The 11,676-nt window shown below is 52.2% G+C and carries 11 protein-coding genes and 1 pseudogene; 5 read left to right on the top strand and 7 right to left on the bottom strand.

Features of this window, described 5'->3' with window-relative positions; all coding sequences use genetic code 11:
• The first annotated feature begins 44 nt into the window (after positions 1-44).
• Together R3I13_RS07540 and R3I13_RS07535 are read left to right on the top strand one after the other, a co-directional pair.
• A complete protein-coding gene (locus R3I13_RS07540; protein ID WP_346317314.1) occupies positions 45-770 on the top strand; it encodes an FAD-binding oxidoreductase in 726 nt (241 codons plus the stop codon).
• Positions 771-930: 160 nt separating this feature from the next.
• Positions 931-1,677 carry a hypothetical protein gene (locus tag R3I13_RS07535; RefSeq protein ID WP_346317313.1) on the top strand — a complete coding sequence of 249 codons (747 nt, stop codon included), beginning with the start codon at positions 931-933 and terminating at the stop codon, positions 1,675-1,677.
• Between the two features lie 68 nt (positions 1,678-1,745).
• Here R3I13_RS07535 and R3I13_RS07530 read toward each other — a convergent pair whose 3' ends face one another.
• The 3 genes from R3I13_RS07530 to dtd all read right to left on the bottom strand — a co-directional run bounded on the left by R3I13_RS07530 (position 1,746) and on the right by dtd (position 4,050).
• The gene (locus R3I13_RS07530) at positions 1,746-3,176 is read right to left on the bottom strand and encodes a glycine--tRNA ligase (protein WP_346317312.1); all 1,431 of its coding nucleotides are present in this window, start codon (positions 3,174-3,176) and stop codon (positions 1,746-1,748) included.
• Between the two features lie 69 nt (positions 3,177-3,245).
• Entirely contained in the window at positions 3,246-3,572 is a 327-nt protein-coding gene (locus tag R3I13_RS07525; protein WP_346317311.1) for a nucleotide pyrophosphohydrolase, read from the bottom strand.
• A gap of 25 nt (positions 3,573-3,597) precedes the next feature.
• On the bottom strand, positions 3,598-4,050 hold the full coding sequence (dtd, locus tag R3I13_RS07520; protein ID WP_346317310.1) for a D-aminoacyl-tRNA deacylase: 453 nt from the start codon (positions 4,048-4,050) through the stop codon (positions 3,598-3,600).
• Positions 4,051-4,111: 61 nt separating this feature from the next.
• Between dtd and arfB the strand changes: the two are divergent.
• Together arfB and R3I13_RS07510 are read left to right on the top strand one after the other, a co-directional pair.
• Positions 4,112-4,495 (top strand): annotated as a pseudogene (arfB, locus tag R3I13_RS07515) (alternative ribosome rescue aminoacyl-tRNA hydrolase ArfB); the annotation flags it as partial.
• Between the two features lie 33 nt (positions 4,496-4,528).
• Entirely contained in the window at positions 4,529-6,022 is a 1,494-nt protein-coding gene (locus R3I13_RS07510) for a polysaccharide biosynthesis C-terminal domain-containing protein (protein ID WP_346317309.1), read from the top strand.
• A 63-nt stretch (positions 6,023-6,085) separates the two neighbouring features.
• Here the strand turns inward: R3I13_RS07510 and R3I13_RS07505 are convergent, their stop codons facing one another.
• A complete protein-coding gene (locus R3I13_RS07505; protein ID WP_346317308.1) occupies positions 6,086-6,748 on the bottom strand; it encodes an MBL fold metallo-hydrolase in 663 nt (220 codons plus the stop codon).
• A gap of 57 nt (positions 6,749-6,805) precedes the next feature.
• Here R3I13_RS07505 and R3I13_RS07500 point away from each other — a divergent pair, with 57 nt between their 5' ends.
• Positions 6,806-10,177, top strand: a complete 3,372-nt coding sequence (locus R3I13_RS07500; RefSeq protein WP_346317307.1) for a hypothetical protein — start codon at positions 6,806-6,808, stop codon at positions 10,175-10,177.
• 74 nt (positions 10,178-10,251) lie between these two features.
• Here the strand turns inward: R3I13_RS07500 and R3I13_RS07495 are convergent, their stop codons facing one another.
• Genes R3I13_RS07495 through R3I13_RS07485 form a run of 3 tightly spaced genes read right to left on the bottom strand, consistent with a single transcriptional unit; the run spans position 10,252 to position 11,599 of the window.
• Positions 10,252-10,611, bottom strand: a complete 360-nt coding sequence (locus R3I13_RS07495) for a diacylglycerol kinase family protein (protein ID WP_346317306.1) — start codon at positions 10,609-10,611, stop codon at positions 10,252-10,254.
• A 30-nt stretch (positions 10,612-10,641) separates the two neighbouring features.
• Entirely contained in the window at positions 10,642-10,944 is a 303-nt protein-coding gene (locus tag R3I13_RS07490) for a transcriptional regulator (RefSeq protein ID WP_346317305.1), read from the bottom strand.
• Positions 10,945-10,954: 10 nt separating this feature from the next.
• Positions 10,955-11,599, bottom strand: coding sequence for a hypothetical protein (locus R3I13_RS07485; RefSeq protein ID WP_346317304.1), 645 nt, complete (start codon positions 11,597-11,599; stop codon positions 10,955-10,957).
• Positions 11,600-11,676 lie beyond the last annotated feature (77 nt).

Genomic DNA, 11,676 nt, shown 5'->3' with positions numbered 1-11,676 from the left:
AGGTCAAATCTGCCACAAGTTCATTTTACATAAATCCCTCATACATGTCCGAACAATGGTATACAGGCGTGGTAACGAAGATTGTGAATGAGACGCATAACACGAGGAGGTATTGGATCCGCATTCCTGAAAAGGCCGCTTTCGAGTTCAAGCCGGGTCAGTTTGTTACCCTGGACCTTCCTATCCACGAGAAGAAGAACAAGCGCTGGCGAAGCTATTCCATCGCGAGCCATCCCAACGGCAGCCCGGAGATCGAGCTGGTGATCGTGTTGCTGGAAGGCGGCGCGGGCACTACTTACCTGTTCAACGAGATACGCGAAGGCAGCGAGCTGCTGCTGCAGGGCCCGCTGGGCAAGTTTACGCTGCCCGAGCCGATGGAAAAGGACATCTTCCTGGTATGCACCGGCACTGGCATTGCGCCTTTCCGGTCCATGGTGCATCACCTGCACCTGCACCAGCTTCCCCATCCCAATATCTACCTTATTTTCGGGGTGCGTTATGAAAAGGATATGCTTTACAAGGAAGAAATGCGCCAGCTGGAAGCCGAAATGCCCGGGTTCCACTACATTCCCACGCTTTCCCGCGAAGACCACCCATCCTGGACGGGCCGTAAGGGTTATGTGCATTCCGTGTACGAAGAACTGCTGGCAGACCGCCGGCCGGCCAATTTTTTCCTCTGCGGCTGGAAAGCGATGATCGATGAGGCGAAGCAGAAGATACAGGCAATGGGGTACGACCGGCATGATATTCATTTGGAATTATATGGATAACTAATATCTTTGAAAAAAAATTATGGCAACCCGATCCCTTACCTGGTTAGCCCTCCTGTTAACCTGCGTTATAAACGCATATTCTCAGGGCGCCCCTTTGGAAGTCAATTCCCACATTCTTCAAAAATCTACGCAGGACCCTGCGGCCGGATACACTAGCTTGTACCAGATATGGCAGCAAAACGGCGTGAACGCAGGCTCTTTCGGGTATACGTCCAGCGACGCCGGCATCCGGCTGTACAACGCCATCGGCGATATAATCCTGCAGACAACGGCTCCCACAGGCACGCTCAAGTTTTACACCGGCAATGCGTACAGGATGTACATCGCGCAGGGGGGCAACGTTGGCATCGGCACAACCAGCCCCACGGCGAAGTTAACAGTGGATGGTGACATCCACGGAAAGAGGTCGCTTTTTCTCAAAACAAATAGTGTGAATTCCACAGAGCTGATCTTTGAAAAGCCGAACCTTGCTTACTACAGCATTACATCTAACAACAGTTCTTTCAATTTCTATAATCACAGCACGCAAAAAATATTCCTGCATGCAGACGCGCAAGACAACATCGGCATTGGCACTACGGAAACCCATGGCAACAGGCTAGCTGTTGCAGGAAACATCCTGGCTGAGAAAGTAAAGGTTAAGCTGCAGGTTAACTGGCCGGATTTTGTATTTAACCCCGGTTATAAAACACCTTCCGTTCCTGAATTGGAAAATTTCGTCCGCACACACAAACACTTGCCTGGCGTGCCTTCTGCGGCAGACGTCGCCGAGAAAGGGCTTGACCTTGGCAGCAACCAGGCTGCGCTGTTGCAGAAAATTGAAGAGCTCACGCTGATCATCATCGATCAGCATAAGAAGATCGAAGCGCAGGAAAAACGGTTGACGGCGCTGGAGAAGAAATAATAAAACACTTGTTATAAAACACAAAAGGCTGACCTGTTCGTCAGCCTTTTGTTGTATGTCTCTTTAGTTTATTCCATCATCGATTTCATCACCATTTCTTTCACAGCAGTGAGCGGGATGCGTTCCTGCTCCATGCTGTCGCGGTGGCGTACGGTTACGGTGCCGTCTTCTTTCGTCTGGTGGTCGATAGTAACGCAGAAAGGTGTACCGATCGCATCCTGGCGGCGGTAACGTTTGCCGATGCTGTCTTTTTCCTCGTAATAGCAGTAGAAATTTTTCTTGCAATCCGCCATCAGTTCTTTCGCGATCTCAGGCAGGCCGTCTTTTTTTGTTAAAGGAAGGATCGCCAGCTTGATCGGCGCCAGCTTCGGCGGGAACTTCAGCACCACGCGGCTGTCCTGCTTATCGCCCACGCTCAGGTCCTGCTCTTCGTACGCTTCGCTCAGCACCATCAGGCAGCAGCGGTCCAGGCCGATAGATGTTTCCACCACATACGGGATGTAGTTCTGGTTGATCTCGGGATCGAAGTACTGCATCTTTTTGCCGGAATACTGTTGGTGCTGACTCAGGTCGAAGTCTGTGCGGGAGTGGATGCCTTCCACTTCTTTAAAACCGATCGGGAAATTATATTCGATGTCCACCGCCGCATCAGCGTAGTGGGCCAGCTTGGCGTGGTCGTGGTATTGCAGGTGCTCAGGTTTCAGGCCCAGGCTCTTGTGCCATTTCATGCGCTCTTCTTTCCAGTAAGCATACCATTCCTGCTGTGTGCCGGGGCGAACGAAGAACTGCATCTCCATCTGCTCGAACTCGCGCATGCGGAATACGAACTGGCGGGCAACGATCTCGTTACGGAAAGCTTTACCCACCTGTGCAATACCAAACGGTATCTTCATCCTGCCGGTTTTCTGCACGTTCAGGAAATTTACGAAAATGCCCTGCGCAGTTTCAGGACGGAGATATATTTCGCTGGCGTCTTCGGCCACGCTCCCCAACTGGGTGGAGAACATGAGGTTGAACTGGCGGATATCCGTCCAGTTGGCCGTGCCGCTTACACCGCAAACGATCTTTTTATCTTCGATGAATTTCTTCAGTCCCGCGTAATCGTTTTCTTTCAGCAGCGCTTCCATGTTGGCGATCACGGCGTCTTTCTCCGCTTCGGGCAACGTGTCCGCATAAGCTTCTATCAGGTGGTCTACACGGTAACGTTTCTTGCTGTCCTTATTGTCGATCATCGGATCGCTGAAATTATCCACGTGGCCGGAAGCTTTCCAGATGGTGGGGTGCATGAAGATCGCGGAGTCGATGCCCACGATGTTCTCATGCATCTGCGTCATGCTTTTCCACCAGTAGTCGCGGATGTTTTTTTTCAGCTCCGCGCCGTACTGGCCGTAGTCATATACCGCGCTCAACCCGTCGTATATTTCGCTGGATTGGAAAATAAAACCGTATTCTTTACAGTGCGAAATGATCGCCTGGAACTTATTCTGATCTGTTGCCATAGTCGCGCAAATATAAAATCGAAATTCGAAACAACGTATTATATTAATATTACATTTTCAAGGTAATGATTATCTGAGTTTTTCATTATCCTTATGCCGGCTGGCGTCACGGATGTTCTTTTTATCGAAGTTCTTTTCCAGCGCCACGTCCAGGTCTATCCCGGTTTGATTGGCCAGGCAAAGCAGCACCCAGAGCACATCGGCCAGCTCGTCTGCCAGTTCTTTCTTTTTGTCGGATTCTTTGAAGGACTGGTCGCCATACTGCCGGGAGATGATCCTGGCCACTTCCCCTACTTCTTCTGTGAGTATAGCCATGTTCGTGAGCTCCGAAAAATAACGGACGCCGGTGGTATTGATCCATTGGTCTACCCGTTCCTGGGCTTCTTTGATGGTCATGTGCGGATATTTTTATAAAGTTAATCTACTCGCGGTTTTTCGTGTCGATAATGATGGTCACGGGGCCATCGTTCACCAGCGCCACCTGCATGTCTGCGCCAAATTCCCCGGTGTGCACGGATTTGCCGAGGTCTTTCCCCAGCTGCGCGATCATTTGTTCATACAACGGTATGGCGGTATCGGGCTTAGCCGCTTTGATGTACGAGGGGCGGTTGCCTTTTTTCGTGGAGGCGTGGAGGGTGAACTGGCTGACGAGCAGGATGTTTCCCCCTGTTTCCAGCACGCTTTTGTTCATCACGCCGGCATCGTCGTTGAAGATGCGCAGGTTCACGATCTTCGCGCTAAGCCAGGCAATGTCTTCCTGCCCATCCGCCTCTTCAATGCCCAGCAGCACCAGGAGGCCATGCTCTATGGCTGATCTTACCCTGCCGCCGATGGAGACCGAAGCCTGTGCGACGCGTTGTATAACTACCCTCATGATTATTCGTCTTACATTTGTGGTTAAAGATAAGCATTGCGTTATGCCGGATGTATCATCAGAAATAAAATTCAGGACTGCACGCAGCGGCGGTAAGGGCGGGCAGAATGTGAACAAGGTGGAAACCATGGTGGAAGGGTATTTCGATATCGCCGCCTCCGCATTGCTGACAGAAGAGCAGAAAGCACGGCTGCTGGCTAAGCTGGCAGACAAGCTGAATGCCGAAGGCCTGCTGCAGGTGAAAAGCCAGACCGAACGCAGCCAGCTGGGCAATAAGGGAGAAGTGATCCGGAAAATGAACGAGCTGCTGGCGAAGGCGCTCGTGGTGCCGAAGAAACGCATCAAAGTGAAGCCCACCAAGGCCATGATAGAAAAACGCATCCAGTTCAAAAAACGCCTCAGCGAGAAAAAAAGCAACCGGCGGAATAACTTTGGAAACGAATAAGCCAACAATTATTTTTGGATCAAATTCATAGAATTGGGAAATATTAAGAAACTGGCGGGTCAGACTATCTGGTATGGGTTGCCGACCATTGTGCAGCGGATGCTGGGGTTTGTGCTGCAACTGTTCCTCACCAGCATTTTCGTCACAGAGAAGTTCGGGGTGATGACCCAGGTGTACGCCTTCATTTCCTTTATGAACGTCCTTTTCACTTATGGGCTTGAGACCAGTTATTTCAGGTTTGCGCAGAATACGGACAAAGAACGGCTGTTCAATACACTGAGCATTTCCCTCATCGTATCCACCACCCTGTTTGCGTTGCTGCTGATAGCAGGGTCAGGGCCGCTAGCCGCAATGCTGGACCTTCACGGTCAAACCGACCTGGTAGTGCTGGCCGCCGGTATTCTCTTTTTTGATACGCTGGCCACCATGCCCTTTGCCAAAATAAGGCAGGAAGGCAGGCCGCGAAAATTCGCGCTGGTTAAGATACTGACCATCGTCACCCAGATCCTGCTTACGATATTTTTCCTGGTGCTGTGCCCGGCGCTGTATAAAGAAGGCCATAGCTGGATGCAATGGTTCAACCCCGAGGCCGGCGTGGAATACTTTATGCTCGCCAACCTGCTGGCCAGCTTCTTCGGGCTGCTGTACATCAGCCGGGAGTTCGTTTCCTTCCGCTGGCTGTTCGATAAGAGCCTCTGGCAGGAAGTGATCCGGTACAGCCTGCCCCTCATTATCGTAGGGCTGGGCGGTATGGTGAACGAAATGCTGAGCCGGCTTATCTTCCCGAAAGTATACCCTTTCCCGGATGAGGTGACGGACAGCCAGCTGGGTATTTTCGGCGCCAATTACAAGCTGGCCGTGCTCGTGACCGTTTTTATCCAGGCGTTTAGGATGGGGGCCGAGCCCTTCTTTTTCAACCAGAGCAGGAACGAGGATGCCCAGCATACCTATGCCCGGGTGATGAAGTTCTTCGTAATGGCGCTGGGAGCGGTGTTCCTGGTGGTGTCCCTTTTCATTGATTTCTGGATATTGTTCATTACGCGCGGGCCGGACAAACGTTATGCGGAAGGCATGCATATCGTACCGATACTCGCCATGGCAACGGTTTTCCTTGGAATATACTACAACCTCACCATCTGGTACAAGCTCACCAACCGCAATATGACCGGCGCCTGGATCACCCTGGCCGGGGCGCTTATCACCGTGGGGCTGAACATCTGGTGGATCCCGCAGTTCAGCTACACCGGCTCTTCCTGGGCCACTTTCGTCTGCTATGCCTTTATGATGACCGTCTCGTACGTGCTGGGACAGAAATATTACCCCGTCCCTTACGACGTGAAGCGGATACTTTTCTACCTGGGGCTGGCCGCGCTGATATACGCCGGTCACGGCTGGCTCCGCTCGCAGCATCCCGGTTTCTGGACGCTGCAGGTCTGCGGCTTGCTGGGCATGGGTATATACATGGCCGTTATACTGTTCATGGAACGCAGCGAATTCACCCGGCTGCTGGGGCGCAGGAAGGTCTGAGGCCATGATGCCGAAGTACGAAAAGCGCCGTAATGGCTGCGGAACAGCCGTTTCCTGCCTCTCTTAAGCGAAATTGGCCGTGGGGTCTTCCGGAACGAAGGGGTTATGCAGCTTTTCGAACCCGATAGTGGTCGAAGGGCCGTGGCCCGGGTATACGATGGTATCGTCCGGCAGCTTGTAGAGTTTCTGGCGGATGCTGCGGGCTAGTGTTTCAAAATTACCTCCCGGGAAGTCCGAACGGCCTACACTCTGTTTAAAAAGCACATCACCCGCGATCACAAAACCCTGTTTGGCGCTGTAAAAGGAAATGCTGCCGGGGGAATGGCCAGGGGTGAGGATCACCTCCAGCTCATCGTCTCCCAGCTTCACTTTATCTCCCTCCTCCAGGTAGCTTTTGGGCATGGGCGAAGGCTCAAAAGGCAGGTTGTACATGGAAGCGCTTTGTTGCGAGCGGTCCAGCACCACCTGGTCTTTCTGGTGCATTTCCAGGCCCGGGCCGAACGTTTTTACGACCAGCGCATTACTGAAGATGTGGTCCAGGTGGCAGTGGGTATTCAGCAGCCGGGCAACAGTGAGCCCGTTTTCCCGTATAAACTGAAGGAATTCATCCCGTTCATTTTGATAATAAAAGCCCGGGTCTATAATGATACACTGCTTTTGTTCGTTAATTAGTACGTAAGTGTTTTCCTCGAAGGGATTCACCGTGAAATATCTGATTTCGAACATTGTTAGACCTTTTTTACTAATTTTAATTCGCAACACAATATTATCAATACTTTCCGTATGAACCGATTTATTACCAGGTCATTCTTGTTTTTCCTTTTCCTATCGATTGGTACGTTTCACGTTCAGGCACAGACGAATACTGTAGAATTCGGTCAAAACAGGGTTCAGTTCAAAAACTTCAAATGGCGCTTTTACACCACCCGTCATTTTAACACCTATTTCGCCCAGAACGGCCTCGAACTCGGAAAGTATGTGGCGCAGACCGCGGAAAAGGAATTGCCCCAGCTGGAGGAATTCATGGAATATACCTTCAGGCAGAAAGTAAATATTGTGGTGTACAACAACTTCGGCGAATTCAAACAATCCAATATCGGCATCGGGATAGACTGGCAGAACACCGGCGGCGTCACCAAGCTCGTGGGCAACAAGCTGCTCGTGTATTTCGACGGCGACCATACCAATCTCCGCCGCCAGATCCGCCAGGGTATTGCCCGCGTGATGCTGGAAACCTTGCTCTTCGGGGAAGATATCGGCGAATTCGCAGGCAATGCCGTGCTGCTCGATTTCCCCAACTGGTTCACCGACGGCTTCATTTCCTATGCCGCCGAAAACTGGAGCGCTAAGCTGGACGAAGAACTGAAGGCCGTGATGGCTTCCGGGAAATATACCACCTTCAACCAGCTGGCGTTAGACAAGCCGCTGCTGGCCGGTCAGGCTTTCTGGTATTACGTGGAAAGTAAATACGGGAAAGACGCCGTGCCTTACCTCATGTATATCACCCGCATCAACCGCGGCCTCAAAAAAGGCTTCGAACAGGTGCTGCACATGAAACCCAAAGAGGCCATGAAAGATTTCATGACCTACACCATGAAACGCTACCAGGAAGACAACCGCCGCCGCCGCCAGGTTACCCGCGGCACCGGCGTGATCTCCAACGAAATAGGCAAAAGGGACTACTACCGCTACCAGGCCAATCCCAAAAACAGTATGTATGCCGTGGTGGAATACACCAAAGGGCTTTACAAAGTGAAGATCAACCTGGGCTGGAGCACCACCAAAGTGCTGCTCAAAAGCGGCGTGAAGCAATACAGCTCCAAGCTGGACCCCAACTATCCCCTGCTGGCCTGGAACCAGAAAGGCAACCGCCTGGCCATTGTATACGAACATGAAGGCAAAACCAAACTGATGGTATACGACCTGATCACCAAGATCACCATCAGGCAGGACCTCCCGCAGTTCGACAGGGTGATAGACATGAAATATTTCTTCGAGTTCGACAATTCCCTGCTGCTGAGCGCCGTGAAGAACGGGCATACGGATATCTTTACCTACAGCATCAGCAACGGCAAAACAGAACAGATCACCAACGACGTCTACGACGATCTCGATCCTTCGTTCGTGGCCTTCCCCGGTAAAAGCGGCATCATTTACGCTTCCAACCGCCCCGGCCCGAAAGCCCGCAGCGCAGATACCGTGCTGCCACACAACAATTACAACATCTTCCTGATCGATAACTGGAACAAGTCTTCCGAAAAACAGATCTCCCAGCTCACAAACCTCGCGTACGGCAATGCACGCCTGCCTGTTCAATACAACACCACCCACTTCACCTTCGTAAGCGACGCCAACGGTATCAACAACCGCTACGCCGGATTCTTCAAATCCGAGCGGGCCGGCGTGGATTCGTTGTATTTCGTAGGCGCGGAGATACTGCACAATCCTGACAAGGAAGAACTGGATTCCGCACTCGCAGAATACGGCTCCACTGCGCCGGATTCCGTGCAGGCCATTGCCATTACCAACGATTCCACTTACGTGTTCCCGGTTACCAACTACCAGTATGGTATCAAAGAATCCAGGATCGCGGGAGACCAGGGTATGGTGTCTGAAGTGGTGCAGGTAGGCGATTACAAACGCCTGTACAAGCTGAAGGTGGATACCAATACCCTGCGCAGGCGCAACGTAACCGCCAGGCCCACCCGTTACCGGATGGCGCAGATGAGGGAAGACAGCCTCAAGCTCGGCCTGCCCAGCGTGTACCAGAAAGACACTGCCTCCAAACAGAATAACTTCTTCCAGAACGAGTTCGGCAACGAACCGGCAGATACTGCAGCTCCCGCGGAAATGATCGCTACCGCGCCAAAAGAACCGCCGGTGCTCAAATCCGCCAGGCTGAGCAATTACAGGCTCAAGTTCTCGTCCGACTACCTCGTGGCGCAACTGGATAACTCGGTGCTGATGAACCGTTACCAGCCGTACATGGGGCCTCCTAACCAACCTATCCGCCTTACGGACCCGGTGAACGGCCTCGTGCGCATCGGCATCAGCGACCTGATGGAGGATTACAAATTCAGCGGCGCCTTCCGCATCCCGCTTGCGCTGGATGGTACGGAATACCTGTTTTCTTTCGCATACCTCAAGAAGCGCTTCGACTATAAGTTCAGCTACTACCGTAAGGTCGAAAAAGGCGGCGTGATCTATCGCGACCAGGCCGGGGATGAATACGATTACCCGATCAAAAATAAAACGAACATCTACCAGCTGGAAGTCCGTTATCCTTTCGACGTGGTGCGCAGCTTCCGCATTTCCGCCGGCTTGCGTACAGACGAGATGGTGATACTCGCCAACGATGAAATTTCGCTCAAAGAGCCGAACTATAAAGAGACCAACGTACTGGCCCGCCTGGAATACGTGCACGATAATGTGCTGAACCCGGCTATCAATATTTACAAGGGCACACGGTATAAGATCTATGCAGACCTGATGTCGCAGGTGAAGAGCAACCGGAATACCGTGTTCAACGATGTAACGCCCAAGGGCAAGTTCACTTACAACATGGGCATCGATGCGCGGCATTACGTGGAAATACACCGCAACTTCATATGGGCTACTCGGTTTGCCGCAGACCTTTCCATGGGCAGCCGCAAGCTGATCTATTTCCTCGGCGGGGTCGACAACTGGTTGATCAAACCTGACATTTACACCAACCGCCAGCCCAATCCCAACGAGAATTACGCCTACCAGACGCTGGCGGTGAATATGCGCGGCTACAAACAGAATATCAGGAACGGGAACAACGTGATGCTGATGAACACTGAATTGCGTTTGCCCGTGTTCACCACTTTCATCGACAAACCGATCAATTCCGCGTTCCTGCGCAACTTCCAGCTGATGACCTTCATAGACATTGGTACCGCCTGGAACCAGAAGCTGTCTTTCAAAGACGCCAATTACACCACCTACACCAATCCTGAAGGCATAGTGGTGCGGATCAAGGAAGGATTCCTCGGGCCGTTCGTGGGCGGTTATGGTTTCGGCGCCAGAACAACGCTGTTGGGTTACTTCTTAAGGGTAGACGCCGGCTGGCCAATGACGGGCTTCTTCAGGGGCAAGCCGCTGGTGACCTTTGCGATGGGGGTTGATTTTTGATTTGATATTATTCCGGATAGAAAAGCGGTTGTTCCGGATGGGGCAACCGCTTTTTCTTTTAATGTAATAGCCATTCAAAGCGCCAGCAGCTTCGGCACAAAAACAATCCCTCCTACAACCAGCGCCGTGGCAGCAGCGACCAGCACTGCGCCGGCGGATACGTCTTTGATCCATTTTACTTTTGGGTGGATGTCCGGCTGCACATAGTCCATGATCTTTTCTATCGCGGTATTGAGCATTTCCGTAAGCCATACCATACCTGTAACAATAGCCAGCATGGCCCATTCTGTGAGTGAACACCTGAGCCAGGCGGCCAGCGCGATCACCGCTACCGTGGCGGCAGCGTGCATGCGCCCGTTGGATTCGCTGCGCAGGAACAAGCCGAGTCCGTTAAAAGCATGGCGAAAACCGAAGAAGCGCTTTTGAACAGGCATGTAGTTTTGTTTAGATGAAAAAAAGCGGGCCTACTGGTTAAACTTGATCATGGCTTCCAGTGCGGCGAGGTGGCCTTTGAAGGCTTTTTCGCCGGCTTTGGTGATGGAGTAGGTGGTGTTGGTCTTTCGCCCGATAAACCCTTTGTGCACCTTGATATAGGCATTTTCCTCCAGCGTGGAAAGATGGGAGGCGAGGTTGCCGTCCGTCACTTCCAGCACTTCTTTCAGGTCGTTGAAGCTCACTTCCTCGTTCACGTTCACCATCAGTACGCTCATTACGCCCAGGCGGATGCGGCTTTCAAATATTTTATTCAGGTTACCGATCGGGTTCATGCGACGAGGTTTATGCTGCGGGGTTTCTTTCGTATTTCCACCACATGAGGGCTCCGTAAAAAATGTGCATCACGCCGAAGCCCAATGCCCAGAAGAATAGGCCGTTATAAAGATTAAAAAGCGCCAGTATGCCGATCAGTATTTCGGCGTAGCCGAGGTACCGGATGTCTGTAACCGTGTATTTGCTGGCATTCACCAGCGCGAGGCCGTAGAAAACGAGACAGGCGGGCGCTGCAAGCCCGGCGTAGCCGTTGTACAACAACCCGGCGATGAACAACCCGCCGGCGAACAGCGGGATGGCGAGGTTGTAAGTCACTTTACGGGCGGAGGCATCCCAAACGGGAAGACCCTGTGCCTGGGCTTTGCGCCAGGTGAAGAAAAACCCGGTGCCCAGGGCTGCCACCAGCACGGCGCCTGCAATGAGGAGCAATTGGAGCACCAGCAGGTTGTCTGCCGGCGCGCCGTAAGAGCCAAGCCCTTCAGCGCGGGAAGACCGCGTTTCCCCCTCCAGCAGCTTCCAGGCAAAGAAGGCGCCTATGAGCGCGCTGATACCTGCGCCAACACCGCCAAGACCACTAAGGGACATAAAGCGGGTGGAGCGCTCCATAATGCGCTTGATATCATGAAGGGAATCAAGATGTTGTTGCTCGTTCATAAAAGCACTTTGTGCGTCAAAGTTAGCTTTTTTTCCCGGAGAAAAAACTGGCATGCTATTGTATAAATAGAGTGGCG

Origin of the sequence: Chitinophaga sp. YIM B06452, assembly GCF_039655965.1 — a bacterium.
In the GTDB taxonomy this organism is placed as follows: domain Bacteria; phylum Bacteroidota; class Bacteroidia; order Chitinophagales; family Chitinophagaceae; genus Chitinophaga.
The sequence above is the reverse complement of the archived record's forward strand: the minus strand, read 5'-3'. Positions and strand labels throughout refer to the sequence as shown.

Bases quoted from the DNA above. Each gene is read 5' to 3' on its own strand.
- R3I13_RS07540 (WP_346317314.1), top strand. From the start codon at position 45: ATGTCCGAACAATGGTATACAGGCGTGGTAACGAAGATTGTGAATGAG.
- R3I13_RS07530 (WP_346317312.1), bottom strand. From the start codon at position 3,176: ATGGCAACAGATCAGAATAAGTTCCAGGCGATCATTTCGCACTGTAAA.
- R3I13_RS07525 (WP_346317311.1), bottom strand. From the start codon at position 3,572: ATGACCATCAAAGAAGCCCAGGAACGGGTAGACCAATGGATCAATACC.
- dtd (WP_346317310.1), bottom strand. From the start codon at position 4,050: ATGAGGGTAGTTATACAACGCGTCGCACAGGCTTCGGTCTCCATCGGC.
- R3I13_RS07505 (WP_346317308.1), bottom strand. From the start codon at position 6,748: ATGTTCGAAATCAGATATTTCACGGTGAATCCCTTCGAGGAAAACACT.
- R3I13_RS07500 (WP_346317307.1), top strand. From the start codon at position 6,806: ATGAACCGATTTATTACCAGGTCATTCTTGTTTTTCCTTTTCCTATCG.
- R3I13_RS07495 (WP_346317306.1), bottom strand. From the start codon at position 10,611: ATGCCTGTTCAAAAGCGCTTCTTCGGTTTTCGCCATGCTTTTAACGGA.
- R3I13_RS07490 (WP_346317305.1), bottom strand. From the start codon at position 10,944: ATGAACCCGATCGGTAACCTGAATAAAATATTTGAAAGCCGCATCCGC.
- R3I13_RS07485 (WP_346317304.1), bottom strand. From the start codon at position 11,599: ATGAACGAGCAACAACATCTTGATTCCCTTCATGATATCAAGCGCATT.